Origin of the sequence: Larkinella sp. VNQ87, assembly GCF_049445795.1 — a bacterium.
Taxonomy (GTDB): domain Bacteria; phylum Bacteroidota; class Bacteroidia; order Cytophagales; family Spirosomataceae; genus Larkinella.
Window position 1 is genome coordinate 236,952 of the sequence record NZ_JBMSDT010000003.1, and the last position, 26,323, is coordinate 263,274.

The 26,323-nt window shown below is 54.5% G+C and carries 27 protein-coding genes; 17 read left to right on the forward strand and 10 right to left on the reverse strand.

Features of this window, described 5'->3' with window-relative positions; all coding sequences use genetic code 11:
• Positions 1 to 24 precede the first annotated feature (24 nt).
• The 5 genes from ACO2Q8_RS06160 to ACO2Q8_RS06180 all read left to right on the forward strand — a co-directional run bounded on the left by ACO2Q8_RS06160 (position 25) and on the right by ACO2Q8_RS06180 (position 7,423).
• Entirely contained in the window at positions 25 to 552 is a 528-nt protein-coding gene (locus tag ACO2Q8_RS06160) for a low molecular weight protein-tyrosine-phosphatase (protein ID WP_423343903.1), read from the forward strand.
• Between the two features lie 108 nt (positions 553 to 660).
• Positions 661 to 1,611, forward strand: coding sequence for a UTP--glucose-1-phosphate uridylyltransferase (locus ACO2Q8_RS06165; protein WP_423343904.1), 951 nt, complete (start codon positions 661 to 663; stop codon positions 1,609 to 1,611).
• A 3-nt stretch (positions 1,612 to 1,614) separates the two neighbouring features.
• Positions 1,615 to 4,953: a UTP--glucose-1-phosphate uridylyltransferase gene (locus ACO2Q8_RS06170; RefSeq protein ID WP_423343905.1), complete on the forward strand. Its 3,339-nt coding sequence runs from the start codon at positions 1,615 to 1,617 to the stop codon at positions 4,951 to 4,953.
• A gap of 173 nt (positions 4,954 to 5,126) precedes the next feature.
• The gene (gene gpmI, locus ACO2Q8_RS06175; protein WP_423343906.1) at positions 5,127 to 6,662 is read left to right on the forward strand and encodes a 2,3-bisphosphoglycerate-independent phosphoglycerate mutase; all 1,536 of its coding nucleotides are present in this window, start codon (positions 5,127 to 5,129) and stop codon (positions 6,660 to 6,662) included.
• A 209-nt stretch (positions 6,663 to 6,871) separates the two neighbouring features.
• On the forward strand, positions 6,872 to 7,423 hold the full coding sequence (locus ACO2Q8_RS06180; RefSeq protein ID WP_423343907.1) for a hypothetical protein: 552 nt from the start codon (positions 6,872 to 6,874) through the stop codon (positions 7,421 to 7,423).
• Positions 7,424 to 7,496: 73 nt separating this feature from the next.
• Here the strand turns inward: ACO2Q8_RS06180 and ACO2Q8_RS06185 are convergent, their stop codons facing one another.
• The 3 genes from ACO2Q8_RS06185 to ACO2Q8_RS06195 all read right to left on the reverse strand — a co-directional run bounded on the left by ACO2Q8_RS06185 (position 7,497) and on the right by ACO2Q8_RS06195 (position 9,394).
• Positions 7,497 to 8,297 carry a TPM domain-containing protein gene (locus ACO2Q8_RS06185; RefSeq protein ID WP_423343908.1) on the reverse strand — a complete coding sequence of 267 codons (801 nt, stop codon included), beginning with the start codon at positions 8,295 to 8,297 and terminating at the stop codon, positions 7,497 to 7,499.
• Positions 8,298 to 8,732 (reverse strand): TPM domain-containing protein, encoded by a 435-nt coding sequence (locus tag ACO2Q8_RS06190; protein WP_423343909.1) that lies wholly within the window; start codon positions 8,730 to 8,732, stop codon positions 8,298 to 8,300.
• A gap of 80 nt (positions 8,733 to 8,812) precedes the next feature.
• Positions 8,813 to 9,394, reverse strand: a complete 582-nt coding sequence (locus tag ACO2Q8_RS06195) for a LemA family protein (protein WP_423343910.1) — start codon at positions 9,392 to 9,394, stop codon at positions 8,813 to 8,815.
• Positions 9,395 to 9,612: 218 nt separating this feature from the next.
• On the opposite strand from ACO2Q8_RS06195, the gene ACO2Q8_RS06200 reads away from it, so the two are divergent.
• From ACO2Q8_RS06200 to ACO2Q8_RS06215, 4 genes are all read left to right on the forward strand, one after another.
• The gene (locus ACO2Q8_RS06200) at positions 9,613 to 10,401 is read left to right on the forward strand and encodes an SDR family oxidoreductase (protein WP_423343911.1); all 789 of its coding nucleotides are present in this window, start codon (positions 9,613 to 9,615) and stop codon (positions 10,399 to 10,401) included.
• 137 nt (positions 10,402 to 10,538) lie between these two features.
• Positions 10,539 to 11,315: an SDR family oxidoreductase gene (locus ACO2Q8_RS06205; protein WP_423343912.1), complete on the forward strand. Its 777-nt coding sequence runs from the start codon at positions 10,539 to 10,541 to the stop codon at positions 11,313 to 11,315.
• A 47-nt stretch (positions 11,316 to 11,362) separates the two neighbouring features.
• Positions 11,363 to 11,707: a hypothetical protein gene (locus ACO2Q8_RS06210; RefSeq protein WP_423343913.1), complete on the forward strand. Its 345-nt coding sequence runs from the start codon at positions 11,363 to 11,365 to the stop codon at positions 11,705 to 11,707.
• A gap of 12 nt (positions 11,708 to 11,719) precedes the next feature.
• A complete protein-coding gene (locus tag ACO2Q8_RS06215; RefSeq protein ID WP_423343914.1) occupies positions 11,720 to 12,628 on the forward strand; it encodes a helix-turn-helix domain-containing protein in 909 nt (302 codons plus the stop codon).
• A 17-nt stretch (positions 12,629 to 12,645) separates the two neighbouring features.
• On the opposite strand, the gene ACO2Q8_RS06220 is transcribed toward ACO2Q8_RS06215, so the two are convergent.
• Genes ACO2Q8_RS06220 through ACO2Q8_RS06230 form a run of 3 tightly spaced genes read right to left on the reverse strand, consistent with a single transcriptional unit; the run spans position 12,646 to position 15,306 of the window.
• On the reverse strand, positions 12,646 to 13,377 hold the full coding sequence (locus ACO2Q8_RS06220; RefSeq protein ID WP_423343915.1) for a DUF4129 domain-containing protein: 732 nt from the start codon (positions 13,375 to 13,377) through the stop codon (positions 12,646 to 12,648).
• Complete coding sequence (locus ACO2Q8_RS06225; RefSeq protein ID WP_423343916.1) at positions 13,361 to 14,242, reverse strand: hypothetical protein; 882 nt, start codon at positions 14,240 to 14,242, stop codon at positions 13,361 to 13,363. Before ACO2Q8_RS06225 ends, ACO2Q8_RS06220 begins: the two co-directional genes overlap by 17 nt.
• 59 nt (positions 14,243 to 14,301) lie before the next feature.
• Entirely contained in the window at positions 14,302 to 15,306 is a 1,005-nt protein-coding gene (locus ACO2Q8_RS06230; RefSeq protein ID WP_423343917.1) for a stage II sporulation protein M, read from the reverse strand.
• A 270-nt stretch (positions 15,307 to 15,576) separates the two neighbouring features.
• Here ACO2Q8_RS06230 and ACO2Q8_RS06235 point away from each other — a divergent pair, with 270 nt between their 5' ends.
• From ACO2Q8_RS06235 to ACO2Q8_RS06260, 6 genes are all read left to right on the forward strand, one after another.
• Complete coding sequence (locus ACO2Q8_RS06235; protein ID WP_423343918.1) at positions 15,577 to 16,680, forward strand: glycosyltransferase family 4 protein; 1,104 nt, start codon at positions 15,577 to 15,579, stop codon at positions 16,678 to 16,680.
• Positions 16,677 to 17,867 (forward strand): glycosyltransferase, encoded by a 1,191-nt coding sequence (locus ACO2Q8_RS06240; protein ID WP_423343919.1) that lies wholly within the window; start codon positions 16,677 to 16,679, stop codon positions 17,865 to 17,867. The genes ACO2Q8_RS06235 and ACO2Q8_RS06240 overlap by 4 nt, the downstream gene beginning before the upstream one ends.
• Before the next feature lie 14 nt (positions 17,868 to 17,881).
• Positions 17,882 to 18,580, forward strand: a complete 699-nt coding sequence (locus ACO2Q8_RS06245) for an RDD family protein (RefSeq protein ID WP_423343920.1) — start codon at positions 17,882 to 17,884, stop codon at positions 18,578 to 18,580.
• A 104-nt stretch (positions 18,581 to 18,684) separates the two neighbouring features.
• Complete coding sequence (locus ACO2Q8_RS06250) at positions 18,685 to 19,881, forward strand: M20 metallopeptidase family protein (RefSeq protein ID WP_423343921.1); 1,197 nt, start codon at positions 18,685 to 18,687, stop codon at positions 19,879 to 19,881.
• Between the two features lie 48 nt (positions 19,882 to 19,929).
• Positions 19,930 to 20,436 (forward strand): SixA phosphatase family protein, encoded by a 507-nt coding sequence (locus ACO2Q8_RS06255; protein ID WP_423343922.1) that lies wholly within the window; start codon positions 19,930 to 19,932, stop codon positions 20,434 to 20,436.
• 95 nt (positions 20,437 to 20,531) lie between these two features.
• Complete coding sequence (locus tag ACO2Q8_RS06260; RefSeq protein ID WP_423343923.1) at positions 20,532 to 20,993, forward strand: hypothetical protein; 462 nt, start codon at positions 20,532 to 20,534, stop codon at positions 20,991 to 20,993.
• Between the two features lie 43 nt (positions 20,994 to 21,036).
• On the opposite strand, the gene ACO2Q8_RS06265 is transcribed toward ACO2Q8_RS06260, so the two are convergent.
• Genes ACO2Q8_RS06265 through ACO2Q8_RS06275 form a run of 3 tightly spaced genes read right to left on the reverse strand, consistent with a single transcriptional unit; the run spans position 21,037 to position 24,132 of the window.
• Positions 21,037 to 21,948 (reverse strand): TonB family protein, encoded by a 912-nt coding sequence (locus ACO2Q8_RS06265; protein WP_423343924.1) that lies wholly within the window; start codon positions 21,946 to 21,948, stop codon positions 21,037 to 21,039.
• Positions 21,949 to 21,955: 7 nt separating this feature from the next.
• Positions 21,956 to 23,764 carry a TonB family protein gene (locus ACO2Q8_RS06270; RefSeq protein ID WP_423343925.1) on the reverse strand — a complete coding sequence of 603 codons (1,809 nt, stop codon included), beginning with the start codon at positions 23,762 to 23,764 and terminating at the stop codon, positions 21,956 to 21,958.
• On the reverse strand, positions 23,761 to 24,132 hold the full coding sequence (locus ACO2Q8_RS06275; RefSeq protein ID WP_423343926.1) for a BlaI/MecI/CopY family transcriptional regulator: 372 nt from the start codon (positions 24,130 to 24,132) through the stop codon (positions 23,761 to 23,763). The genes ACO2Q8_RS06270 and ACO2Q8_RS06275 overlap by 4 nt, the downstream gene beginning before the upstream one ends.
• Positions 24,133 to 24,350: 218 nt before the next feature.
• Between ACO2Q8_RS06275 and ACO2Q8_RS06280 the strand changes: the two genes are divergently transcribed.
• Positions 24,351 to 24,953 (forward strand): Fic/DOC family protein, encoded by a 603-nt coding sequence (locus ACO2Q8_RS06280; RefSeq protein ID WP_423343927.1) that lies wholly within the window; start codon positions 24,351 to 24,353, stop codon positions 24,951 to 24,953.
• Here ACO2Q8_RS06280 and ACO2Q8_RS06285 read toward each other — a convergent pair.
• Positions 24,937 to 25,089: a hypothetical protein gene (locus ACO2Q8_RS06285; RefSeq protein WP_423343928.1), complete on the reverse strand. Its 153-nt coding sequence runs from the start codon at positions 25,087 to 25,089 to the stop codon at positions 24,937 to 24,939. The two genes, ACO2Q8_RS06280 and ACO2Q8_RS06285, sit on opposite strands and share 17 nt — an antisense overlap.
• A 164-nt stretch (positions 25,090 to 25,253) precedes the next feature.
• Between ACO2Q8_RS06285 and ACO2Q8_RS06290 the strand changes: the two genes are divergently transcribed.
• Entirely contained in the window at positions 25,254 to 26,264 is a 1,011-nt protein-coding gene (locus ACO2Q8_RS06290) for an LLM class flavin-dependent oxidoreductase (protein WP_423343929.1), read from the forward strand.
• The last annotated feature ends 59 nt before the right edge of the window (positions 26,265 to 26,323 follow it).

The window sequence follows — 26,323 nt, forward strand, 5'->3', positions numbered from 1 at the left end:
GTCCAACATTCATCACTCATTGTTATGCTTAATGTATTGTTTGTCTGTCTGGGAAATATTTGCCGTTCACCGCTGGCGGAAGGGGTTTTCCGGCAATTGGTGAAAGAACGGGGGCTGGAAAATGCCATTCGCTGCGACTCCGCCGGTACTTCTTCGTACCACATTGGCGATTTGCCCGACCGCCGAACCCGCGAAAATGCCCTTGAACACGGCTTGACGCTCACCCACCGCGCTCGCAAACTTTCGGGTGAAGATTTGTCACAATTTGATTTGCTGGTGGCTATGGATGAGTCGAATTACGAAGCCATTCAGTACTTTAGCCACCGCAGTACCGGCCTATACAGCGAAGAAAACACGGTTTTGCTGCGTGAATTTGACCCCCAGCCGGATTCGGGACCGGGCGGTATGAGTGTGCCCGACCCGTATTACGAAGATGCCGAGGTGTTCGAACAGGTGTACCAGATCGTACACCGTTGCTGCCTTAACCTGCTGAATTACTTAATCGAACAATATAAATTACAGCCGCAGGTGAAAAATCAAACGGAAAACTGAGAAATATTAACTTATTAAAATTGTCTGATAAATCTATTTAAGTTTGTTTATTCTGGTCATTAATTTGATAAGACTACGCAAGGTTAGCGTACACAACTAGTCTACCACATGATGAAAATTAAAAAAGCCGTTATCACGGCGGCTGCCCGGGGAGAACGGCTGTATCCCGTGGCCGACACGATTCAAAAAGCCATGCTGCCGGTGATTGATACCGACGGCCTTCACAAACCCGTTATCCAGATTATTGCCGAAGAAGCGTTCGCTAGTGGCATCGAAGAGCTGTGCGTGGTTTGCGCGCCCGGCGATGGCGACCGGTACCTGAAAGCCTTTGCGTCGCTGCGGGACAACCTGTTCCATTCGTTTAAAGGAGTCGACTGGGCAAAAAAAGAAGCTGAAAAAATTGATCTTCTCATTAGTCGGATTCAGTTTGCCGAACAGCGGGAACCGCTGGGCTATGGCCATGCGGTTTATTGCGCCCGCGAATTTGTCAATAATGAGCCTTTTCTGTTGCTCCTAGGCGATTATTTATACGTTTCCAATCTCCGCGAGAAGAGTTGTGTGGCGCAATTGATCGAACTAGCTTCGCAGGAAAACTGCTCGGTATCGGCCGTTAACCCAACCATCGAGCACCAGATTGGCCGGTACGGAACTCTTACCGGCAAGCAGGCACCCAACCGGTCGGGCGTTTACCAGATTGAAAAAATCATCGAAAAACCGACGCTGAGCGTAGCCGAACTGGAACTGCAAACCCCCGGTTTGCGAGCCGGTTATTACCTCTGTTTCTTCGGCATGCACGTGTTCACACCCGCTGTTTTCAACATTCTTCAAAAATACATCGATCAGAATAGCAGAAACATTTTGCTGACGCCTGCCCTCCAGGAACTAGCCGAAACCGAAAACTACCTGGCGCTGGAAGTCAAAGGAAATCGCTATGATTTAAGCCGGAAACACGGATTACTACGGGCGCAGATTGCCCTGGGTTTGGCGGGCGAAGCCCACAGCGAAGTTTTATCCACCCTGGTCGAATTACTGGCCGAAGCAAACAGCCGAACTGTCTGATATATGAATGTTTTTATCGAAACCATTATCTCGACAGATCCCGACAAACGCAACCGGTCTTTCTATGAATTAAGCCAGCGGTTTTCAACGAAAGAGTTGCTGGAACTGCTGCGGGAACTGGATGATTTTCGGAAGTCGACACCGAATTTATACGATAAAGTCCGGGCGATTCTGTTTTTGTACGCGGGATTCCGGTTTTTCCTGATGGAAACCGGCGATACGCCCCCGACCGGCAAAATTCCGTACGCCGGTTTTGAGGATTTGCTCGCCCGCCGGTTCGAACAGGCCATTGCAACGGTCTGGCATGAATTGAGCGTCCAGGGACCCAACGCGGCTTTGTTCAGCATTCTGGCCGAAAGCTATCACCACCTGTCGTTTCAGATTCTGGCCGATCAGGTGCGGAAAAGTGTGCGCTCCAGCAAAGGTAACCAGTGGATGTTTCGGGTCGGTCACCGCGAAGAACACCCGATCCGGATTCACCCGGCCTTGCTGAAACGGCAAGACGGCTCGCTGTTTTACCCGGTTTTGCACGAACAGACCTCGGTGCGGATGGACCTGACCCACAGCGGCTGGTCGGACATTTTCTTCCTCGGGATGGACTACCCGGAAGGCGCGCGGGTCATCAACATTTCCATTGACCTGGGCGTGTTCGGGCGCGACGCCGACATTCGGCCCCCGCTCAACTGCTACGTGCGCGTGATTCCGGAGCCGGTTTTGCGGCTGACGAGCATCGACCTCAACACCACCAAAGACATCGACGACCTGGCCGACTTGTTCAATTTCGGGAACGATTACCTGAGCCTGGTCAAAGCCGGGGTGATTGCGTCGGGTCTGATTCCGCCCTCGTTTGAAGGCACCAACCAGTCGCTGCCGGACATCCTGTCGCGAATAGTCGCGCCGGGCATGGGTATTGAACTGGTCACGAAAGTCAACGATATTCCGAAAGGCTCCCGGTTTGCGGTCTCGACCAACCTGCTGGGCTCGATTATCAGCCTGCTCATGCGGGCCACGGGCCAGACGCAGAAGCTGGAAGGCGGTTTGCAGGAAAGCGAACGGCGGCTGGTGGCGTCGCGGGCGATTCTGGGTGAGTGGATCGGCGGTTCGGGCGGAGGCTGGCAGGATTCGGGCGGGGTGTGGCCCGGCATCAAAGCCATTCAGGGAACGTTTGCGCAGGAAGGCGACCCCGAAGCCGGTATCAGCCGGGGGACGCTCTTACCGCGTCACCGCGTGTTGCAGGGCGAGGATATTCATCCCGAAATGGGTGAGAAAATCATGAATTCGCTCGTACTGATGCACGGCGGGATGGCGTCGAACGTTGGCCCGATCCTGGAAATGGTGACCGAAAAATACCTGCTCCGGGGCGAGAAAGAATGGAACGCGCGGCAGCAGACCAACCAGATTTTCGACAACATTCTGGCGTCGATCCGGGAAGGCGACATTCAGAAACTGGGTGCCAATACGGCCCGGAACTGGGAGGGACCGATCAAAACCATTATTCCCTGGGCGTCGACGTATTTCACGGAACAAATTATTGCCAAGGCCAAAACCGCCTTTGGCGACGATTACTACGGTTTTCTGATGCTGGGCGGTATGTCGGGGGGCGGCATGGGGATGTTTGTGAACCCGGCGGGCTACGAAGACTACAAAATGAAAGTGCTGGACATTCTGCGGAAAACGAAAGCCGAACTGTCGGCGGCTCTTCCGTTTGCAATGGAACCGGTCGTCTACAACTGGCGCATCAACCAGAAAGGAACCTGGGCCACCCTGCGCGAAGGAACCGATGCGCTGATGCCGGAGCAATATTACGGCATTCACGTCTCGGAACTGGTCCGGAAAGACCCGGCTTCGATATCCTACATCCGCCGGGCCGAGGTCGATGTGTTTACGACTTATTGCGAGAAAAATAACCTGGCGTATCCGCTGCTGCGGACCATCGTCAGCAACCTGTTCAAGGTGTCGGACCCAACTTCGCAGGGCAACCGCAGCGTCGAAAACGAAAAAGCCGACCGGATCAAGAAGGAGAACGGGTTCGATTACATCCAGCACGAAGAAATCCGGGAGGATTTGCAGAAAGGCCGGATTGGCCTCTCGCGAAACCGTTTGCCGGCCGAAACCAGCATCGAGGATGTGCAGCCCGGCGATCTGGTGCCGCTTGAGGAACTGAAACCGGCGGCAAAAACCGGCGAAGCGGCCATTGGGGGCGGGAAGGTAGCGGTGTTGAGTCTGGCTGCGGGCGTCGGAAGCCGCTGGACCAAGGGCGCGGGCGTAATCAAAGCGCTGAACCCATTCGTGGAAATCGACGGCAAACACCGGAGTTTTCTGGAAATCCATTTGGCGAAAACCCGCAAAGTGTCGGAAATGTACGGCGGGATGATTCCGCACCTGGTGGCGACGAGCTACCTGACGCACGAACCGATCCGCCGGACGCTGGAAGAAACCGGCAACTTCGGCTATTCGGGCGCTACGTACCTGTCGCCGGGCCGCTCGATCGGGCAGCGGTACGTACCGATGGAGCGCGATCTGCGGTTTATGTGGGAAGAAATGCCCCAGGAAACGCTGGATGAAAATAAGCAGAAAGTGCGGGATGCCGTGCGGCAGACAATGATCGGCTGGGCCAAGGCGAAGGGCGAAGGCTCGGATTACGTGGATAACATTGCGGCTCAGCGGTTTTCGCCCCTGGGTCACTGGTACGAAGTATCGAATATGCTCCGCAACGGTACGCTGGCGAAGGTACTGGCCGAGCATCCGCAGGTCGAAACGCTGATGCTGCACAACATCGATACGCTGGGCGCGGATGTGGACCCGGCGGTATTGGGCCACCACCTCGAATCGGGAAATATGTTGACGTTCGAAGTCGTGCCGCGCCGGATCGAAGACCGTGGGGGAGGATTGACCCGTGTTAACGGCCATCTTCGCTTGCTGGAAGGGCTGGCCCAACCCCGCGAGGAAGACGAGCTGAACCTGAGTTATTACAACTCAAACACGACCTGGATTCAGATCGATCCGTTGCTGAATCTGTTCGGCCTGACGCGGCAGGATTTGCAGGACGGCGACGAAGCCCGGTTGGCGAAAGCCGTCCGGAGCGTGGCCCACCGCATCCCGACCTACGTGACGATCAAAGACGTCAAATACCGTTGGGGCCACGGGCAGGAAGACATTTACCCGGTGGCGCAGATCGAAAAGCTCTGGAGCGATATGTCGGCACTGACGGATGTGGCCTGCGGCTATGTGGCCGTTCCGCGTCTGCGCGGGCAACAACTCAAAGACCCCGCCCAACTTGATGCCTGGGTCACCGACGGCAGCAAGGCGTACATCGAAGCGTTGGGGAAGTTTGAGAAATAGATGCTGGATGCTAGATTCTTGATACTGGATTCTTGATGACTCGCTGGTAATCGCACTCATTATCCAGCATCAAGAATCCAGAATCCAGTATCAAGAATCCAGCCCCCAGCCATTTAACCCATCTTTAACGAGAAAACAGCGGTTTTTTGCCGCTAATGTTGTTATTTCGAGCCATGAATAAGAAAGTCATTCTGATGATTCTGGACGGCTGGGGAATCGCTCGGAAGGTCGACGTGTCGGCCATCGATGCAGCCCAAACGCCATTTATCGATTCGTTGTATACAAAGTATTCGCACAGCCAACTGGAAGCTTCCGGGCTGGCCGTCGGGCTACCGGCGGGGCAGATGGGCAACTCCGAAGTGGGCCACATGAACCTCGGCGCGGGGCGCATTGTATACCAGGATCTGGTCAAAATCAACTTGGCGGTGGAAGAACATACGCTGGATAACGAGCCGGTTTTGCTGGATGCGCTGAATTACGCCAAGACCAACGGCAAGAAAGTCCACTTCATCGGGCTGGTTTCCGATGGTGGAGTACACGCCCACATCGAACACCTGAAAGGGCTTTGCTCCATTGCCCACGACCACGGCCTGACCGACGTATTCATTCATGCCTTCACCGATGGCCGCGATACCGACCCCAAAAGCGGTTACGGTTTTCTGGCCGACCTCGAACAGCATTTGAAAACGACAACGGGCCAGATTGCGACGGTGACGGGTCGGTATTACGCGATGGACCGCGACAACCGCTGGGAACGGGTCAAACTGGCCTACGACGCGATGGTGAAGGGCACCGGCCACATCACCTGCGCGCCCGATGAGGTGCTGGCGTCGATTCAGCAATCGTACGAGGAGGAGGTGACCGACGAATTCATCAAGCCGATCATTGTGACCCAACCGGACGGAAGCCCGCTGACGACCATTGAGGACGGCGATGTGGTGCTTTGCTTCAATTTCCGCACCGACCGGGGCCGGGAAATTACGCTGGCACTCAGCCAACGCGATTACCCGGAACAGGGCATGAAGAAACTGGATCTGTACTACGTCACGATGACCAATTACGACAACGAATTTGTGGGCGTGAAGGTCATTTACGACAAAGACAACCTGACCAATACGCTCGGGGAGGTCGTTTCGAAAGCCGGGAAGAAACAAATCCGGATTGCCGAAACCGAGAAATACCCGCACGTGACGTTCTTCTTTTCGGGTGGCCGCGAAGAGGTGTTCGAGGGCGAAACCCGCCTGCTGTGCCCTTCGCCGAAAGTGGCGACTTACGACCTCAAACCGGAAATGAGCGCCTTCGACATTCGGGATGCCATCATTCCGGAACTGGAACGTGGGCAGGTCGATTTTGTGTGTCTCAACTTCGCCAATACCGACATGGTAGGCCACACGGGCGTATTTGCCGCCGTGGTGAAAGCCGCCGAAACCGTTGATCAGTGCGCCAATGCCGTGATTACGACGGCACTAGCCCACGGTTACACGACGCTGGTGATTGCCGATCACGGCAACGCGGATTTCATGATCAACGACGACGGTACACCCAATACCGCCCACACGACCAACCCGGTGCCGTGCATTCTGGTCGATGACCAGTACCATCCGAAGCTCAACAACGGCGTGCTGGCTGACATCGCCCCGACGATTCTGCATCTGATGGGTATCGCGCAACCGGAGGTGATGACGGGCCACAGTTTGATTGGGGAGTAAATAACTACCCCAACCCCCTGAAGGGGGCTTAAAGTCTCTGGGTTTGAAAAGCCCCCTTCAGGGGGTTGGGGGTAGTTTCCGATGGGTAGACAAAGGTCTATTGTCTCTTGTCTTTCCAAACCAAACTTTTCGGCGCGGCCTGGTGTTCGCCCACTGAGTGATGATCAACTCCCCTGGATTTCGACAGTCCGGGGGTCTTTTTTAGGAGAATGAACTACTGTTACGCATTTGCCCTGCTGCTGGGTCTGGCGGCCTGTTCCAATCCGGCCCGGGAAGCGCCCGCCGGAACATATTATGATCTGAAAGCCTACATCGAGCAGCAGATCAACCAATTGCAAAAACAACAACCGACGGTGGTAAAGCAAGCCGGTTTTGGGGTGGAAAAAGAACAGACGACCACCAAAACCATCGACTGGAGCCGCGAACTGGATTTGTTTCTGCAAGCCGACATCAACAAACAGGCCTATCAGTCGAGTTACCGGAAAAACCGCCCGGATTCGCTGACGTACGAATACACGCTGAAAACCGGCGAAAGTATCCCGGTGCAAGTCCTGCGCATTGAGTTGGACTCGACAACCCGCCAGCCCCGGCGAGTCCGGGCGACGCTGCGCACCAAAAACTCGTTGTACGAATCCGAACGCACCGTCTGGCTGGAAGCCGACCAAGGAGCCATCAAACACTACCACATCGAAGGCTTTCAGCAACTGGCCTGGCTTGAGCCCAAGCGGTTTTTGATCGATGGGAGAGTGGGAGGGAATTAAGAGTTAAGACGGGGCCGCCCGGCGGTTGGCTGACGCGTTCTATTCCTGCGGAGCCAACTCTTAATTCATAACTCTAATAGTCTCCCCCCGCGCCACCACCGCCGAAGCTGCCCCCGCCGAAGCCGCCGAAACTGCTGCCGCCACCTCCTCCGCCCCAGCTACCGGACGAACCGCCCCAGCCGGAAAACGTCGAGGTTGGGAAGGGCACCGGAAAGAAACCGCCCCCGCGATTCCGGTTGCTGCCTCCGCCCCGGTTGCGGCTGATCCAGATGATGACAACAATCACGATGAAGATGATCAGGAAAAAGATGATGCCGTCGCCCACGTCGGCGTCGCCGGATGGGTCGGCCTGGTATTCTCCGCTGGCGCGCCGGATGATTTCATTGGTGGCTTCGTCCAGACCGGCGTACCACTGCTCGCTTTTGAAACGCGGTACAATGATCTGGCTCACAATCCGCTTGGCGATGGCGTCGGGAATGGCGCCTTCCAGCCCGTAGCCAGTGGCAATGAACACCTTGCGGGTTGAGGGTACCCAGGTCAGAACCAGCCCGTTGTTCTTGCCTTGCTGCCCGACGCCCCATTTCCGCCCGACCTGAAAACTGAAGTCGCCAATTGGGTACGGATCGGTCGTTTTGACAATCAGAATGACAATTTGGGTGGAGGTCGAGTCGTTGTAACGCCGGAGTTTTTCTTCCAGCCGTGCGCGCTCATCCGGTTGCAAAATGCCCACGAAATCGTTCACCAGCCGGGGTGGATTCGGGCGGTCCGGAATAACATCGTTCTGGCCCAACGCCCGAAGCGACGCCATCGTCAGCAGCAGCAGCAGCAACCGGATCGGTCCCACAACCTGATATGAAAAAAAGCGAAGCGTCATTTAGTGTGAAATTTCGTCGGAAAGCTCGTTGGAGTCGTTCGCCAATCGAGGGAAATACTGCCGCAACTGCTGCCCCGCCCGTTCGATTCCCAGGCAAAAACCGTCGGTAAACCGGCTCTGCCGAAAGTTCTCGCGCATAATGTTTTTGGTGGTTTCCCAGAAATCTTTCGGCACTACCCGGTCGATGCCTGCGTCGCCGATGACGGCAAACTTGTGGTCTTCCGTCGCCAGGTAAAACAGCACGCCGTTGCGCTGGGCGGTTTTTTCCATGCCTAAGTGGTGAAACACCTGCACGGCCCGGTCGAGCACGTCGGGCGTCGGACAATGCAGTTCCAGATGCACCCGGATTTCGCCCGACGTCTCCAACTCCGCCGACCGAATCGCCTGAATGATCCGCTGCTGCTCCTCCGCCGTAAAAAGATTGATGGCAGACATGGATTGAATGATGGATTATGAATGATGAATTATGAGTGAAATGGTGAAGCATTCATCATCCATAATTCATCATTCATCATTTAAAACTGGACGGTTGGGGCGTTTTGGGCGGCTTGCGAGGCTTCGAAGAAACCTTTGGGCGAGAAGCCGAAAATACCCGCGAAAATATTGGCCGGGAACGTCCGAACGGAGACGTTATAGTCTTTCACAGCGGCATTGAAGTCGTTCCGGGCGACGCTGATGCGGTTTTCGGTGCCTTCCAGTTGCGACTGCAATTCCGAGAAGTTCTGTGTGGCCCTCAACTGCGGATAATTTTCGGCAACCGCCAGCAGCCGCGACAGCGTGCCGCTCAACTGATCCTGGGCCGCCTGAAATTTCTGGACGTTTTCAGGCGTCAACTGGTCGGCGTTCAACTGGATGCCGGTGGCTCTGGAACGGGCTTCCATAACGGCGGTCAGGGTGCTTTTCTCAAAATTGGCAGCTCCTTTCACGGTATTGACCAAGTTCGGAATCAGGTCGGCCCGACGTTGGTACTGGGTTTGGACCTGTGCCCATTTTTCGCCCACGTTGGCGTCTTTGCCGACAATTCCGTTATACGTGCTGCATCCGAAGAAACCAAAAATCAGGGCTAGAACGATGACAATGATAAGTCCTTTTGACATGGTAGTTATTCGATTATTTGTGAGCAAATCTCGTTAAAAACCGATTGACGCGGTCAGAAATTACAGGATCGGACGCTTTCGACCAGAATCTTCGCACCGGGGTTGATGATCGGAAACGGTGGATACGTCGGATGAATAACTGCTGACGCGGACCAATTGATTGGTAAATTAGTAAAAAACCGCTTGGTTGCCGTTATTTCGCAAAATCCATTCTGACTATGAATCTTTCGCTGACCGGAAAAACCGCCATCGTGTGCGGCAGTACGCAGGGCATCGGCTACGCTTCGGCGGTTGAATTGGCGCTGCTGGGCGCTAACGTCATCTTGCTGGCCCGTAACGAAGAAAAACTCAGGGAAGCAGTGGCCGCTCTGGATACACAGCAGGGCCAACGCCACCACTACCGGGTGGCCGATTTTGCCAAACCGGACGAGGTCAAAACCGTTGTGGACGCGTACCTTGCCGAATTTCCGGATGTTCACATCCTGATCAACAACACCGGCGGCCCGGCGGGTGGTCCGCTGATCGATGCCCAACTGGAAGAATTTACGAAAACTTTCGCGGCTCATCTGCTGAACAACCAACTGCTGGCGCAGGCCGTCGTGCCGTCGATGAAACGGCTGGGTTACGGCCGGATTGTCAACATCATTTCTACCTCCGTTAAGCAGCCCATTGTGGGATTGGGCGTGTCGAATACGATTCGCGGGGCCGTAGCGCAGTGGGCCAAAACGCTGTCGCTCGAAATCGCGCAATTCGGTATCACGGTCAACAATGTGTTGCCGGGCTACACCCGTACGGCGCGGCTGGATTCGGTGCTGACGATGCGGGCCAGTGCGCAGGGTAAATCGCAGGCCGAAATGGAAGCCCAGATGCAGGCCGAAATCCCCAGCCGCCGGTTTGCCGAACCCGAAGAAGTGGCCGCAGCCGTCGCGTTTCTCTGCACCCCCGCAGCCGCTTCCATTAATGGCATCAACGTGCCCGTGGATGGCGGAAAAACCGGGGGGCTGTGAAACCGAAATAGCCGTTTTTGGCGGAAGAAGCAGGTCGAAACGACCACCATAGTCCCTTTTGGCTACAACACGCCGACTTTTGATTACATCGGTTTTCTGCTGGTGATGGAACTTTGCATCAACAAAAAACAGAAACCATGGAATTGACAAACAACACCATTCTGATTACGGGCGGCACCGGCGGCTTTGGCTTTGAATTTGCTTCGAAACTGCTTGCCCTGGGCAATACCGTGATTATTACGGGTCGCAATGCCCAAAAACTTCGGGAAACCAAACAAAAGCTCCCGGCCATCCGCACGGTGCAGAGCGATGTAAGCGATCCGGAAGACATCGAAACGTTATACGATCAGGTAACCCGCGAGTTTCCAGACCTGAATATCCTGATCAACAATGCCGGCGAGATGCGCAAACTGATTCTGCATGACAGCCATGAGTTACAGGACATCACCCGCGAAGTTGAAATCAACCTGATGGGGCCGATCCGGATGGTGCAGCAATTTTTGCCCCACCTGAAAACGAAAAAGGCGGCTGCCATCCTGAATGTCACGTCGGGGATTGCCCTGATGCCGTTCCCGGTCGCCCCGGTTTATGGCGCCAGCAAATCCGGACTTCGGTCCTACACCCAATCGTTGCGGGTTCAATTAAAAGACACCAATGTGAAAGTCTTTGAGCTGATTGCACCGGGTTCGCCGACATCGCTGAACGAAAAGTTTAAAGACCTGGACGGTTTTACGCCGAGGGGGCTGATGCCTGCCAATCCGTTAATTGAAGAAGCGATTCAGGGGATGAAAAAGGATAAATACGAAATTTATCCCGGACCTTTGAAAGTCGTGCGGTTTATCATCGCGTTGGCTCCCAAATTCGTACTTGCCCAGGCAAGCAAGGTCGGGGCAAAAGCCATGTCCGGAAGGTAAACAATTTAACAAAAGGTGGAAAACAAATAAAAAAATAGCGCAAACCCATGAAAATTGTCAGCATTATTCTCATTTTAGTTTCGGCATTTTTAAGCATGAAACACGGCTGGGATTCGTTTCAAACCGCCAGCCCTGAGCAAGCTAAAATGATGTCAGACCTGGGCATCAGCAAAACCGTCGTTCCGTTTGTGGGCGCGGTTTCGATACTGATTGGCTTTTTACTGCTTTTTCCGCAGACCTTTTTTATCAGCAACCTGTTGAATGCCCTCGTCATCGTAACCATCATGGCGCTGGCGCTCCAGGCTGGAAATGTACGAATGGCGTTGATCGAAATTCCTTTTCTGGCCCTGCCGTTGGTGTTGATCTGGCTGAAATACCCCTTCAAGTTTTAATGGATAGGAATCATGGTAAATTCAAAACCGTATCGAATAAAGACCATCACCGAAGGGCATCGTTTGTTTGGCTTTCCGAAACCGCATCATCCGCTGATCAGCATCATCGATTGCCAGGATTTAATCGGAGATTCGGAAATAACATCGGTTATTTTTGACTTTTATACCGTCATGATGAAGAGGGGCTGCGATAAACTCCGGTACGGTCAGCAGAAATACGATTTCGACGAAGGATTGATGGCGTTTGTCGCGCCCGGGCAGGTCTTGTGTGGTGAGCCAAACGGCGCACCGTCGACACTTCAGGGCTGGATGCTGTTCATTCACCCCGATTTTTTGTGGAACACGTCATTGGCCAAGAAAATCAGGCAGTACGAATACTTTGGTTATGCCGTGAATGAAGCCCTGTTTCTGTCTGAAAAAGAAGAAACGACGATCAATGGCCTTATTGAAAATATTAAACAGGAATACAACTCGACTATTGATAAGTTCAGTCAGGACGTCATCATCGCACAGTTGGAGTTGCTGTTTACGTATGCACACCGGTTTTACGAACGCCAGTTCATCACGCGAAAAATAACCAACAGCAAACTATTGACCCGTCTGGACGACGTATTGACGGATTACTTTAATCACGAAGATCTGATTCTAAAAGGGCTTCCGACGGTTCAATACATTGCCGGTGTTTTAAACGTTTCGACCAAATACCTGAGCAGTTTGCTGAAGCAACTGACGGGTCAGACGACCCAGCAGCACATTCACAACAAGCTGATTGAAAAAGCGAAAGAAAAACTATCGACAACCGACTTGTCCGTCAGCGAAATTGCCTACGACCTCGGATTTGAACATTCGCAGTCGTTCAGCAAATTGTTCAAAACCAAGACGAATCAATCCCCGCTGGAATTCAGGCAGGCCTTTAACTAACCAGATCGCCAGGCCCATTACCGGTTAAACCGCCGGAACGATTCCTGCAAGGGCCGAAACCGCTCCTCGCTGATCGGGAAATCGCCGTACCAAATGTATTCAAACTGCGTCGTGAGCGACTCGAACTCCGGTTTTAGGGGCGACTGCGCCAGTTCGTAGACGTAGCTGCGGTTGGTTTTGTTGGGCTTCCAGTCGATCAGGTTGCGGTTGCTGAGGTGCTTGAGTGATTGGAGGTACAGCAGCCGCACCGCCAGCCGGTAATTTCGCTGTTCGATGGCAGCCTCAATCTGCTGCTCGAAATTAATTTCGTGGATGTTCTCGGTCAGCGTTTCGTAGGGCAAGTCGGCTGGCTGCGATTTCCGGGCGAAAACCGCCCCCAGAATGTCGGCGCGGAGCAGCAGCCAGCCCACGGCGCAGGCAGCAGCCGTCAGAAAGACGTACTGCCAGAAATTCTCGTAGGACTTGCTGCTCAGAAACGTGCCAATTTTTCGCCAGAACCAGCTCCAGAACCGGGCCCACGGGCTGTTGCCGGGTCGCAAATCCTGGCCGTATTGGTAGTCGCGGTCGTTGCGGTACTTGTCGAGCCGCTCGGCCGAAGGTCGCCGGACCGTGATCGGGCTGCGGTCGTCGGGGGCAGGCTGGGCTTGCGTCGTATCCCTGGCTTGCGGGATCGAAAGCTGCCCCATCGTACCGAATTGAGATAGCAACAGGAAGAGCAATCCAATCCAAAACTTAATAGTCACCTTCATCGTTGGCGCGTGGAATGGGCGGTGGCGTCGCGGAGCCAATGCTGTCGATGGCCGACAGAATGCTGTGGCCTTCGCGCAGTTCCACCAGGTTAAAGTATTGAAACGCAATACCCAGCGCAATCAGCGCCGACACCAGCACACTGCCGATGGTGCTCAGAAGGCTGGTCAGGATGCTGACATAAACCGGTAAACTCGGCATCACTTTCAGCGACACCATCATGCCCACGGCAGCCGCCGGAACGTTGAAGGCAAAGCTCAGAATGTAAGCAATGAAGCTAACAATAATGATCAGTCCGAACGTCGACCACCATTTGTCCCGAATCAGGTCGAAACAGCGGCCGATGAACGTGCCGACCGAACCGTCTTCGAAAACCACCGTCACGAGCGCCAGCGAGAACACGACGCTCAGGTAAATCCCGGGAATGATGAAAAAGAGCATCCCGACAATCACGAGAAGCCCCACCACCAGCCAGGTCACGACAGCCCGGCCCAGAGCCGCCTGCACCTCGGCCCAAACCGCTTCGACCGTTACCGGCCCGCCCGGATTGCGGTGATACACTTTCAGGTGGCTATAAACCGTCAGACTGACCAGCAGCGGGATAAACAACCCCAATGCCAGCGCCACGATGTAATACGGACTGGACAATTGCCGGAACAGAATCCCGGTGCTGTCTGTGCCGATTGAAACCGTCGGCCGGTAAGACAGAATCGTCGCCGACGCGATGCCCGAGACAATCCCGGCGATCAGGGCGGGCGCTCCGGCGATGTAGAGCAAGGCCATGCCCAGGCTGCGAATCTGCTTGACGGCGTACTGGATCGTAGCATTGATCTTCTCGCCAAAATCGCGTTGTTGGTACAGGTTCATGTGTTAGGCTAATTTTTTGAATGCTGATAGGAATAAGGATTGAACGGATAAAATCAGTTTCAATCCGTTTTATCCGTCCAATCCGTGTTCCTATCAGCATGAGCATTTGTAAAAAATCGCTTCTCCAACTGAATCGGATACACGATAAAATACCAGATGATGAAAGCGGCCGAGGTTAGGATGATGGCCGAACTGGCGACCGGATGCAGTGGCAGGCGTGTGACGAAGCTTTCCAGAAAACCGGCCGTGATGAAAACCGGCACCAGCCCGATCACAATTTTCAGCCCCTGTTTGGCCCCCCGCTTGAACGACTCCAGCCGCGACCAGGTTCCCGGAAACAACAAACTGTTGCCCAGGGTCAGTCCGGCGCAACCCGCAATCACGATGGCCGAAATCTCCAGCGTACCGTGAATCCAGATCGTTAGCACAGACGGCAGCAGCAGACCGCGTTCGTAGAAAAAATACTGAAACGCCCCGAGCATCACGCCGTTCTGAAACATCACCGCAATCGTTCCGAAGGAAGCAAACAGCCCCAGAATGAAGGCAATGAACGAAACCCGGATGTTGTTGGTCGTGATGCTCAGAAACATATCGGCCTGCCCGCTGCCTTTGTACACCGCCAGCGGATCGCCCCGGCGGATGTTTTCGAGCGTCATGTTCACGTAGTCGTCGCCCAGAATAAGCCGGACGAACTCCTCGTCGTGGGCCGCCGACACCCAGCCCAGTGCTCCCGCGACTACAAAAACCGCAAACGAGACCAGCAGCAGCCGGTGCGACTGCCGAAACAGCAGCGGCAGTTCGAGCGTCCAGAATCGCACAAACCGGCCGCGCTCCTCGCGCTTGTTGCGCATCAACCGCCGGTGCATGGTAGCCGCCAGCCCGTTCAGGTAGCGCGTGACGGGCGCATCCGGGAAAAACGTCCGGGCGTACGACAGATCGTCGGTGAGTTCGATAAAATGGTCGGTGAGCGTGTCGGGGTCGGTGCGGTTGCTGTCTGTCAGCGGTTCGCGCTCAATTTCCTGCCACTTCTCCGTATTGCGTTTGATAAAAACCGCTTCCCGCATACTCAGTGCTCAAAGATGGTTTACAGTTTATGGTTTAAGGTTTATAGTTTATAATCAAGCGCTTGATTATAAACCATAAACTATAAACCATAAACTAGCTAACAACCCGGTTTTGGGCCGCAGCCCATTGGGTTGGAAAAGTTGCAAAGCAATTTCCAGATTTCAAAGTAAACCGTCGACCAACGGCAATCCCGTCGAATTCCGGGGCAAACTGCCGTTGGCAACCGGTTTCTCCGTAAGTTTGCAGTTTCTGGGGTAGTTGAAGTACGTATGAAGATTTTGTTTGACCATCAGGCCTTTACCGTGCGGTATGGTGGGGTTTCGCGGTATTTTTACGATCTGATGGTGACGCTTCGGCAAAAAAACGTGCCGACCAGGCTGTCGATTTTATTGTCCAATAACGTGTATTTGCAGGAAAGCGACGCGTTTCGGGTGCAATCGTTCCGGTATTTTCTGGGGTTTATGCCGACCAGTATGCTGGTTTCGCAGGTCAACCGGCTGTGGAGCATCGCGCAGTTGCGCCAAAATGACTACGATGTTTTCCACCCGACGTTTTTCCACCCCTATTTTCTGAAACACACCCGAAAACCGTACGTGCTGACCTACCACGACGCCATCAAGGATAAATTCGGCGAAAAATTCGGGCACATCGACAATGCCTCGAAGGAGTTGAAGCAGCAACTGCTCGACCGCGCGGCCCGGGTCATTGCCGTGTCGGAAAACACCAAAACCGATCTGGTGGAGCTGTTTCGGATTCAGCCGGAAAAAATTGCGGTGGTCCACCACGCGACGGCGTTTCAGCACCTGACCGTGCCCAACTCGTTTCAGATTCCGACGCCCGACGCCTATTTTCTGTACGTCGGTGCCCGCAACGATTATAAAAATTTCCTTCCGTTCCTGAAAGGGCTGGCCCCCACGTTCCATCAGCATCCGCACGTTCACCTGATTTGTGCGGGGGGCGGGGCGTTTACGCTGGAAGAAACCGGGGCCATCCGGCAAATGGGGCTCGAAAACCGGGTTAGCCAGCGCAGTATTGACAGCGATGCGGTTTTGTACCGGCTGTATCAGCGCGCGCTGGCGTTTGTGTATCCGTCGCTGTACGAGGGCTTCGGCATTCCGATTCTGGAGGCTTTTGCGGCCGGTTGTCCGGTGGTGCTCAGCCGGGCGTCGTGCTTTCCGGAGGTGGCGCAGGAAGCCGCTTTGTATTTCGACCCCGAATCGGCGGAGGAGCTTCAGCAGCAACTGCAAACGGTTATTCAGGATGAAGACCTGCGCCAGACGTTGCGGCAGAAAGGGCAGGAGCGGGGCCGCGATTTTTCCCTCGAAAAAATGGCAAGTCAAACCCTTCAGGTTTATCAACAGGTTGTTTCGTGAACAAAGCAAAAAAAATCCTGCTTTTTGACAGCATCATCGACGGGCACCACGCGGACTACCTGACGCATTTGATTCGGTATTGGGTACAAAACCGGCTGGCGGGTGAGCTGATTGTGGTCACGCAGCAGTCGTTCCAGGCCTGTTTCGACGAATTGACTACCGGGCAACCGGGTGGCCGAAATGTCCGCTTCGTGCCGCTTCCGCCCGCTGACATTGACGCCGTTCATGGCGCGTTGATGTTAACCCGCTCGTTCAAGGAGTGGAATCTGGTGCTGCGCTACATCGGGCAGCACCAGCCCGCGCATGTGTTGCTGATGTATTTCGATTTGTTTCAACTGGCGACCTGGCTGGGCCGGTCGGCGCCGTGTGCGGTTTCGGGCATTTATTTCCGACCGGATTTTCATTACAAACGCAACCCCGGTTTTAAAGCCCAACTGAACGGTTTTCGGAAAAAAGTAACGCTGAAAGGGGCCTTGCGGAAAAGTAGCCTGGCGAATGTTTTCTGCCTCGATCATTCGGCGGTAGAAGGCCTGCGGCAATTGGCACCGGCCGCTAAAGTCTGGCCGCTGGCCGATCCGGTGGAGTCATATTCCATCACACCCGCCGAGGTTCAGCAACTGCGCCACGACTTGCAAATCGACGCCAACCGCCGGGTTTTTCTGTTGTTTGGTTACCTCGACGACCGCAAAGGCATCGAACCGTTGCTCGACGCCTTGAAAGAACTGCCCAAACCGCAGCAGCAAGCCGTCTGTCTGGTGCTGGTCGGGCCGATTCAGCCCGATTACAAGCAGAAAATTGAACAGAAAATAACCGATGTTGGGGGTGAGGTACAGATCGTTCGGGTGTATCAGGAAATCAAAGGGCGGCAGATTCAACTTTATTTCGAACTGGCGGATTACGCCCTGGCCTTGTACCAGCGGCACGTCGGCATGGCGTCGGTGGTAGTGCGGGCGGCTGTTTCCCGAAAACCGGTGCTGGCGTCGGACTACGGCTATCTGGGTCATTTGGTGCAAACCGAACACCTGGGTGTGGTGGCCGACACCACGTCGCCCGCAGCCATCCGGGCGATGCTGGAGCGGGTGCTGACCACGGAAATACCATATTCCAAAACCAATCTGCAAAAGTTAGCCGACCACAATTCGGACGTTTACTTTGCGGAGACTATTTTTAAGCAGTTATTGCCCTGATTGGGCTTCGGTGTATGGCGGTTTCCATTCAGACTTCCCAAAACGTCACGCTCGAATACGAGCCCGCCAGCCTGGGCGACCGGATTCTGGCCCTGATACTGGATTACCTGATCTTTCTGGGCTGGGTGATCTTCTATTTCGTGGTGGTGAGTTATTTGTCGATCCCGACCCGCGGCAATTTTTGGGTAACGGTTTTTCTGGTGCTGCCCTTTATGCTGTACGATTTGCTGTGCGAATGGTTTCTGAACGGGCAAAGTCTGGGAAAGATTGCGATGAAAATCCGGGTGGTGATGCTCGACGGATCGCAGCCCGGTCTGGGGGCTTACCTGCTCCGCTGGCTGCTCCGGCTGATCGAGTCGCCCCTGTTTCTGGGTGGCCTGGTTCCGCTCATCACGATTGCGGCCAACGGGCGGGGGCAGCGACTGGGCGACATTGCCGCCGGAACTACAGTGGTCAAACTGACGCAGCCGGTTTCGCTGGCGCAGGTCACGTACCGGGCGGTGCCGGAAGATTACCAGGTCCGGTTTCCGGAAGTGGCCCAGCTTTCCGACCGCGACTTGACCATCATCCGGCAGGCCCTCCGACTCAACAACCCGGACGTGGCCGAACGGGCCGCCGATAAAGTAAAGCAGGTCATCGGTGTTCGCTCCGATCTGGACGATACGACATTCCTCCGGACGGTGATCACCGATTACCAGTTTTTGGCGTCCTGAGTACCCACGGACCGGGCCGCGCAGGCTTTAGTCCGTGTTTTTTGAGTTTATTTTATCCAAATGGTTGAGCCAACTCACACGGACTAAAGTCCGTGGGTACGGATATGAAAGAACAAATCAAAGCACTGGCCCGTCAGTATGCGGGCGACATGATTGCCAACCGGCGGCACCTGCACGCCAACCCGGAACTCTCGTTTCACGAATACAACACCGCCCGGTTTGTGGCCGAACAATTGAAAGCCATCGGCCTGACGCCCCAGGAAGGCGTGGCCGGTACGGGTCTGGTGGCGCTGATCGAGGGGCGGGGCGGTTCGGCGGAAAACCGGGTGGTGGGTCTGCGGGCCGACATGGACGCCTTGCCGATTCACGAAGCGAACGACGTGCCGTACAAATCGACGGTCGAGGGCGTGATGCACGCCTGCGGCCACGATGTGCATACGTCGTCGTTGCTGGGCACGGCGCGTATCCTGAACGAACTCCGCGACCAGTTCGAAGGCACCGTCAAGCTGGTGTTTCAACCGGCGGAGGAAAAAGCCCCCGGGGGCGCTTCGCTGATGATCAAAGACGGCGTGCTCGAAAACCCGGCTCCGGTCAGCATGCTCGGGCAGCACGTCGCCCCGAACGTGCCGGTGGGCAAGATCGGTTTTCGGGAAGGCATGTACATGGCCAGTACGGACGAGTTGTACCTGACGGTCATCGGCAAAGGCGGCCACGGGGCCATGCCCGACCAGTTGGTCGACCCGGTATTGATTGCCTCACACATCATCGTGGCCCTGCAACAGATCATCAGCCGAAACCGCAAACCGGCCAATCCGTCGGTGCTGTCGTTCGGGCGGTTTATTGCCGACGGCGTCACGAACGTGATTCCGAATGAAGTAAAAATTGAAGGAACGTTCCGCTGCATGGATGAAGAATGGCGGGAAGACGGCCTGCGCCGGATGCAGAAAATGGCCGAGGGCATGGCCGAAGCGATGGGCGCGCGCTGCGAATTTACGGTGGTGCGCGGTTATCCGTTCCTGAAAAATCACCCGGAACTGACCCGGCGAATGCGCGCAGCCGCCACCGACTACATGGGTGCCGACAACGTCATTAACCTCGATCTGTGGATGGCGGGCGAAGATTTTGCCTTCTACTCGCAGGTGGTCGATTCGTGCTTCTACCGGCTCGGAACCCGCAACGAAGCGCGCGGTATTGTCTCGGGCGTTCACACGCCCACGTTCGACATCGATGAGTCGGCGCTCGAAATCGGCGCGGGCCTGATGAGCTGGCTGGCTCTTGAGGAGTTAAGAATGAAGAGTTAAGAATTAAGAGTTGGGCTCCGGAGGAGCGGCATCTTATATTTTCTGGGAATGAAAAACAGATTAGCGGTTTTGGGAATGTTGGTGGCGTTGTCGGGGTGTTCGACTTCGACGGTTTTTGTTGTGCGCCATGCCGAGAAGGTGAGCGAAGCGGATACGACCAGCCTGAGCCCGGCCGGTTTTGAGCGGGCGCAGGATCTGGCCGACCGACTCGAAGACGAACGCATCAGCCTGATTCTGACCACGCCCTACCGCCGGACGCAGCAAACGGCCGCGCCCTTGTCCCGGCAACTGAATGTGTCGATTGACTCCTATCCGGCCAGCCCGGGCAGCGCGGTGGTGGAGCGGGTGCAACAGGCCAAAAACCGTAACGTGCTGGTGGTCGGGCACAGTAATACGATTCTGGACATTGTCAAAGGCCTGGGGACGACGCCCTCGAAAGCAAATATCGAATCCAGCGACTTCGACAATCTGTTCATCGTCACCCGGAAAAAGGGGCTTTTTGGGAAAACCGTCCGGTTGCAGGAAGAAACCTACGGAAAGCCCACTCTGCCGTGAGACCTGGTATGAAACGGAATGTGTTGGAAATACACAATTTTTTGACCGTTTCACGAGTTAAGAAAGAGAGTGTTAACCCAACTTTGATCCGTTTAATGAGTTCCCATCGCGTACGCTTGTTCTTCCTTTTTTGTCTGTCAGGAGTCCTTTCGGTCTGTGTGGCCAACGGCCAGCAACCTACGCCAACCGGCTCAACCTTTCCCAACCGATTTACCGGGCGGCAGATTGTGGTGGAAGTCGGTAGTGAACCCAACCGGCCCGAATACAGGCTGTTAGACAATGGCTTGCTGTATTACCGCGAAGGTTCGGAAGGCCCGTTTACGCAGTTGGGCCAGCAGCCGAAAGACACGACCCGCAAAGCGTTTACAACGCTGGAGCAGGAGTGCAAAATCAAAACGACGAAGCTGGAAAAGCCCGAAAAACCGGATGTAACCATCACCTGGAAGCGGGTTAAAACTGAGTTTGCCGTGGGTTGGGAAAAGCAGAAAGCCCCCGAAGCCTACGAAAAATTTTACGAGCAGTTTATGCAGTTGTTTCCGAAAAACCGGCGGAAATAAAACCAGAAAGGCCCCGGAACGCATCGCTCCGGGGCCTTTCTGGTTAATTCGTCTGAAAATTGATCGGGAGGTTATACCGAACCCGTACCGGTTTGCCGTCCTGTGTTCCCGGCTTCCAGCGTGGCATGGCCTGCACGACCCGAACCGCTTCTTCGTCAGTTCCAAAGCCGATGCCTTTCAGGATTTGTACATGTTGAATGCTTCCATCGGTATTGACCACAAAACTGACAAAAACCCGACCCGACACGTTAGCTCGTGATGCTGCGGGAGGGTATTGAATGTTATCACTCAGATATTCTCCCAAAGCAGGCATCCCGCCCGGGAATTCGGGATTTTTTTCAACTACGGTGAAAATATCACCTTTCTCGTCGGGGACGTATAACGGCTGCTTAAAGATGCTTTTGGGTCTGGGTGAACCAGTCCAATAGGCGGATTGTGTGCCATCGTTTGGTTGCGCCAGACGCACGTAAAGAGCTTCCCGTCCATTGACCGGAACTTCGATTTTCTGGTGGCCGACAAAGGAAACCACTAGGGTTCCATTGGCAGGGACTAGAGAAAATTGATATTCTCCGTTTGCATCGGTGCTAGTGCCTCTATGGGAGCCTTTCAACTCAATCGTGGCCCCTGGGATCGGTTTATCATTGCTCCCATAAATCTGCCCCGAAACCGTGATGGGCTCCCGGCTCGTTACGTCTTTCTTCGACTGGTCTTCGCAGGCGGCAACGAAGACGAACAGGCTGGCAATCAGCAGGGCGGCAAAACCGTATTTGGCGATGGCCCAGCGGCTGGTTTCGGATTTCTGTAACATGAGAATGCGTTGTTTAAGGGTGGAAGTTTGAAAAAAAGGCGTGACAAAAGCCGAAGGTTTCGGCCCGAAGGTGTAGGCAATCAGCCGGTTATCGAATCGCCGTTGGCAAAACCGGAGCCGGGCAGTGAGCGTGTTGGCAGGCTTCATGGCAGCATTATTTTTTGGTTGGGTTCAGCGTATTTTTGGTGGTTATTTGAATGACACCGTTTTTACCATCCTCGCCATACAGGTCCGTCGCTGAAGCTCCTTTTAGGACGTTAATGGACTCAATATCATTTGGATTTAAGTCGGAAAGAGGCTTCGGCCGCAAGGGCGTTGTCTCTATTTTTTTTCCGTCAACGATATACAGCGGTTCCGTTGCGGGATCGGTCGTTAGTACATTGCTCATTAACCCGATCGCAACTCCCTGATTCGGTTGTTCCTGAAAGACCTGCCCGGTTCGCTTCACTTTTCCATCCAACTGAAATTCAATCGGTAACACATACTGAACCGCGACCGGTTTGCCGTCCTGCATCCCCGGTTTCCAGGCTGGCATTTTGCCGACCACCCGTACCGCTTCTTCATCGCAGCCATCGCCGACGCCTTTCTGCACGCGGATGCTGTGTACCGTTCCGTTCGTACCGACCACAAACTGGACAAAAACCGTCCCGTCGGTATTGTTACGCTGGGCATCGGCGGGATAGCGGATGTTTTGGGCCAAATACTGCGCTAAAGCGGGCATCCCGCCCGGGAATTCGGGCATTTGCTCCACGACGGTATACACACCCTTCGGGGTCGATACGGTTTTCGGGGCAGGTTGGGTCGTTGCCTGCGGTTGCGACGCATAGCCAACAACCACAATGCGGTCAAGCGCTTCGGCTTTCGGTTTTAGCGTAAAATCCAGCGTCTTTTTCCCGGCGACGTCCAGCGTCTGCGTTTCAAAACCGATGTGGCTGGCAACCAGTTTGGCATCGGCGGGTACATCCTTCAGGCTGTAACGGCCCTGCGCATCTGTTTTCGCCCCCTGGTTCGTGTTCATGATCACGACGGTGGCCCCGGCCAGCGGTTCCTGACGCTCATTCCGAACGGTTCCGGAAACCGGGCCTTTCTCGTCGGAAACCGGCGCAACCAGTTGCGTGAGTTGTTCGCGGGCGGTCGTCATGGCGAGCAGGCTCAGCAGCAACGGCAACACCAGCACATACTTGCCCAGTGCCCAGCGGCTCGTGGCCCGGCGTTGCAGCATCCGGATGCGGGCCTTAAGCAGCGACGGTTTGAAAAAACCGTTGGTTAATGCCGTGGGCTGAACGCCAAAAGCGTAGTCGATCAGAAACGTGGCATACGCGTGCTTGTCGTTCGCCTGGGCGTCGGCCAGAAACTCGTGAATCTGCTGGATCGACCGCCTGTACAGGATCAAAACCGGGTTGAGCCAGAAAAACACCTGCACCAGCTCCAGCAGCAGCACGTCAAAACTATGTCCCTGCCGGATGTGAACGAGTTCGTGGGCGACGATGGGCGCGTTGTTGGTCTGGGCATCCCGGCGGCACAAGACCAGGTACCGGAAAAACGAAAACGTGGGCACGCGCTCGTCGGACGGCAACACCAGCGTGTACTCGTCCAGACGATGCCGCTCCGACCGCCGGATCAGCCGCCCGATGCCCGTGATTTGTACGAAAAGCCGCAGTAGCAACGCCAGGGCCACCGCTCCGTAGGCCCAGTACCCGATGGTTTCCCAATCCGGGCCGGTCGGTTCGGCGGGTGTGATCGTGATGGGTAAACTAAAAGCTACCACCGGCACCGGAAGGGTTTCAACGGTTTCGGTTGGGAGCTGGATCAGGGGCAGCGCCAGCGAAAGCAGCACCGACCCCAGCAGGTAAACGCGGTTGAGCCGGAAAAACGTGTGTTTCCGCAGCCAGAGCCAGTAGCAGCCATAGAACAGTGCCAGAAACAGGTTGGCTTTCAGCATGTAATCAAAAACCGGGTTCATACGTCTTTTTTGCGGTTTAGGAGTTCAATAATTTCGTCGGCTTCTTTCAGGCTCAGGTTGCGGTCTTTGACAAAAAACGACACCAGCTTTTTCAGCGAATTGTCGAAATAGCCGGACATCAACTGTTCCATTTCGAAGCGCTTGTAGTCTTCCTCCGAGATCAGCGGGTAGTACTCGTGGGTTTTGCCGTAGGCGCGGTAGCCCACCAGCCCTTTCTTTTCGAGAATGCGGATGATGGTCGAGACGGTGTTGTAGGCGGGTCTAGGCTCGGGCAGTTCGGCCAATACGTCTTTCACAAACCCTTTTTCCAGTTTCCACAACACCTTCATGATTTCTTCTTCGGCATTGGTTAGTTCGCGGACTTGCATACAAAAGCGGATTAAGCGTGTCGTTGAATCAAATGTATGACTAATGATTTAGTTTTACAACTAATGTATTAGTTTTTTTGTTTGAAAAAGATTTTGTTGGCTTATTTTGGGCACGAGAGGTTGCGTTGATAGGGTGATAAGAAAGAAAGGTCCTGAGGGCATTAAAACCTTTTTCGTATTTTCACAAAGAAGCCGGATATGACCCAAAAACCGTACGTATGAAATACCAGGTACCGTATGACCAGCACGAGCAGTTGCCAAATCGACTCGGTCTGGTAGCTGCTGAAGAAATTACGCTTTCGGAATTTGAAGGGTTTCTGCGGGCGGAAATTCAATTAACCCAAGAGTTGACCAGTCGAACCCGGTTTACGGGCCGCTATATTCAAAAAATTCACCAGTTGGCTCTTGGGCATCTTTACACCTTTGCCGGTAAATGGCGAACGGTCAACCTCTCAAAAGGCGGTTTTGTGTTCGCAGCCGCCCAGTTTCTGCCCGATTCGATGAACCTGTTTGAAAAGTCAGTTTTAAAAAAATTGCCGAATCGTTACGCTGATACCGAACAGTTGATTGACGATATCGCCGTTGTTCATGCTGAGTTGTTATTTATTCATCCTTTTCGGGAAGGAAATGGCCGAACGGCACGGTTACTGGCCAATTTAATGTGCAGGAAACAGGGGCTAAGCGCGTTGCACTGGGAGAAGATAGAGCCAAATCCCGGAGCTAAAATTCCTTTTGGAGACTACATCCAGGCTGTTCAACAAGCGACCGGACAGAATTATAAACCGATGAAACATATTATTCGAGCTATTTTTCCAGCGTAGCTTCGATTTTCTGTAGCGTTGCTGCCGCCTGTTCAGGGGAAATTTCGATTTTCTCAATCCGAAATGACGCTACTGCCGACCGCAGAATCTCTGCCCGCACGGCTGGTGTAATGACTTTTTTGCTAACCCGTTTCATACGACTAATTTACCCTTTTTTCGGGACTTTTATAAAACCCCGGTTAGAAGAAACTCCGCTTAGTTTGAAAACCTTCCTACAACTTCCTTTGTTCAAGCTGGCACCTTTTTCTAGTAGCTGAATGTTTCTAAAATCAGGAATGTAGATATAACCTGACTCAGACCATGAAATTAAGCGTATTAGACCAGTCGCCGATCCGGAAGGGCAGCACCGCCCGCGAAGCCTTGCAGGAAACCGTCGCGCTGGCAAAATTGACCGAAGAACTAGGCTACACCCGGTTTTGGGTGTCCGAACACCATAACGTTACCTCCTTGGCCGGTACGACGCCGGAAATCCTGATTGCCCACCTAGCCGGACAAACCGAATCGATTCGCGTGGGCTCGGGGGGGGTGATGTTGCCGCATTACAGCGCCCTGAAAGTGGCCGAAAACTTCCGGATGCTCGAAACGTTGTTTCCGGGTCGGATCGACCTCGGCATGGGCCGCGCGCCGGGGGGCGACCGCGTGACGGCCAGCCTGCTGAATCCGTCCAATACCTTCAGCGAGCAGGATCTGGTACAGCAACTCTTTGATTTGCAGAACTACCTCAACGACCGCTATGCACCAGGCAGCGCGCAGGCTCAGGTGCGGGCCATGCCCATTCCGCCCTCGGTGCCGGAGCAGTGGGTGCTGAGTTCGACGGGCCATAGCGGTTTGCTGGCGGCCCATTTCGGCATGGGTTTTTCGTTTGCGCACTTTATCAATCCGCACGGCGGCCCCGAAGCCGTGCAGTTTTATCGGGCACGGTTTCAGCCCTCCGAGAATCTCGAAACGCCCCAGGCCAACGTCGCGTTCTTCGTCTTTTGTTCCGATGATCCGGAAACCGTTCGGCGGCAGCAGGTCATGATCGACTACCGGTTTTTGCAGTATGAGACGCGCGGCCGGGTCGATCCGTTCGATTATGACGACATCAAGGCCGCCGATTACTCCCATGCCGAAGAAGCCCGGATCCAGCACAATCGGCAACGGGTCATTGTGGGCAATACGGAAGAAGTTAAAAACCGGCTGCTGGCGTACGCCGATCAATACCAGGTCGAGGAGTTGATGCTGGTCAATGTAGCGTCGGATTTTGAAGAACGACTGGAGTCGTACCGGTTACTGGCCGAAGCTTTTGAGCTAAAAACCGTCTCCGCCTGATCAAAAAAGGCGTAGCTTGGGCGTAAACAGGCTCAAAATCGTCTGATAAATAACGTTAC

What these genes read in the sequence shown, in the direction of transcription:
- ACO2Q8_RS06215 (WP_423343914.1), top strand. Translation starts at nt 11,720, where the DNA reads ATGGTAAATTCAAAACCGTATCGAATAAAGACCATCACCGAAGGGCAT.
- ACO2Q8_RS06230 (WP_423343917.1), bottom strand. Translation starts at nt 15,306, where the DNA reads ATGCGGGAAGCGGTTTTTATCAAACGCAATACGGAGAAGTGGCAGGAA.
- ACO2Q8_RS06185 (WP_423343908.1), bottom strand. Translation starts at nt 8,297, where the DNA reads ATGACGCTTCGCTTTTTTTCATATCAGGTTGTGGGACCGATCCGGTTG.
- ACO2Q8_RS06225 (WP_423343916.1), bottom strand. Translation starts at nt 14,242, where the DNA reads ATGAACCTGTACCAACAACGCGATTTTGGCGAGAAGATCAATGCTACG.
- ACO2Q8_RS06255 (WP_423343922.1), top strand. Translation starts at nt 19,930, where the DNA reads ATGAAAAACAGATTAGCGGTTTTGGGAATGTTGGTGGCGTTGTCGGGG.
- ACO2Q8_RS06275 (WP_423343926.1), bottom strand. Translation starts at nt 24,132, where the DNA reads ATGCAAGTCCGCGAACTAACCAATGCCGAAGAAGAAATCATGAAGGTG.
- ACO2Q8_RS06170 (WP_423343905.1), top strand. Translation starts at nt 1,615, where the DNA reads ATGAATGTTTTTATCGAAACCATTATCTCGACAGATCCCGACAAACGC.
- ACO2Q8_RS06210 (WP_423343913.1), top strand. Translation starts at nt 11,363, where the DNA reads ATGAAAATTGTCAGCATTATTCTCATTTTAGTTTCGGCATTTTTAAGC.
- ACO2Q8_RS06220 (WP_423343915.1), bottom strand. Translation starts at nt 13,377, where the DNA reads ATGAAGGTGACTATTAAGTTTTGGATTGGATTGCTCTTCCTGTTGCTA.
- ACO2Q8_RS06190 (WP_423343909.1), bottom strand. Translation starts at nt 8,732, where the DNA reads ATGTCTGCCATCAATCTTTTTACGGCGGAGGAGCAGCAGCGGATCATT.
- gpmI (WP_423343906.1), top strand. Translation starts at nt 5,127, where the DNA reads ATGAATAAGAAAGTCATTCTGATGATTCTGGACGGCTGGGGAATCGCT.
- ACO2Q8_RS06250 (WP_423343921.1), top strand. Translation starts at nt 18,685, where the DNA reads ATGAAAGAACAAATCAAAGCACTGGCCCGTCAGTATGCGGGCGACATG.
- ACO2Q8_RS06160 (WP_423343903.1), top strand. Translation starts at nt 25, where the DNA reads ATGCTTAATGTATTGTTTGTCTGTCTGGGAAATATTTGCCGTTCACCG.
- ACO2Q8_RS06180 (WP_423343907.1), top strand. Translation starts at nt 6,872, where the DNA reads ATGAACTACTGTTACGCATTTGCCCTGCTGCTGGGTCTGGCGGCCTGT.
- ACO2Q8_RS06205 (WP_423343912.1), top strand. Translation starts at nt 10,539, where the DNA reads ATGGAATTGACAAACAACACCATTCTGATTACGGGCGGCACCGGCGGC.
- ACO2Q8_RS06260 (WP_423343923.1), top strand. Translation starts at nt 20,532, where the DNA reads ATGAGTTCCCATCGCGTACGCTTGTTCTTCCTTTTTTGTCTGTCAGGA.
- ACO2Q8_RS06200 (WP_423343911.1), top strand. Translation starts at nt 9,613, where the DNA reads ATGAATCTTTCGCTGACCGGAAAAACCGCCATCGTGTGCGGCAGTACG.
- ACO2Q8_RS06165 (WP_423343904.1), top strand. Translation starts at nt 661, where the DNA reads ATGATGAAAATTAAAAAAGCCGTTATCACGGCGGCTGCCCGGGGAGAA.
- ACO2Q8_RS06285 (WP_423343928.1), bottom strand. Translation starts at nt 25,089, where the DNA reads ATGAAACGGGTTAGCAAAAAAGTCATTACACCAGCCGTGCGGGCAGAG.
- ACO2Q8_RS06235 (WP_423343918.1), top strand. Translation starts at nt 15,577, where the DNA reads ATGAAGATTTTGTTTGACCATCAGGCCTTTACCGTGCGGTATGGTGGG.
- ACO2Q8_RS06245 (WP_423343920.1), top strand. Translation starts at nt 17,882, where the DNA reads ATGGCGGTTTCCATTCAGACTTCCCAAAACGTCACGCTCGAATACGAG.
- ACO2Q8_RS06195 (WP_423343910.1), bottom strand. Translation starts at nt 9,394, where the DNA reads ATGTCAAAAGGACTTATCATTGTCATCGTTCTAGCCCTGATTTTTGGT.
- ACO2Q8_RS06265 (WP_423343924.1), bottom strand. Translation starts at nt 21,948, where the DNA reads ATGAAGCCTGCCAACACGCTCACTGCCCGGCTCCGGTTTTGCCAACGG.
- ACO2Q8_RS06270 (WP_423343925.1), bottom strand. Translation starts at nt 23,764, where the DNA reads ATGAACCCGGTTTTTGATTACATGCTGAAAGCCAACCTGTTTCTGGCA.
- ACO2Q8_RS06280 (WP_423343927.1), top strand. Translation starts at nt 24,351, where the DNA reads ATGAAATACCAGGTACCGTATGACCAGCACGAGCAGTTGCCAAATCGA.
- ACO2Q8_RS06290 (WP_423343929.1), top strand. Translation starts at nt 25,254, where the DNA reads ATGAAATTAAGCGTATTAGACCAGTCGCCGATCCGGAAGGGCAGCACC.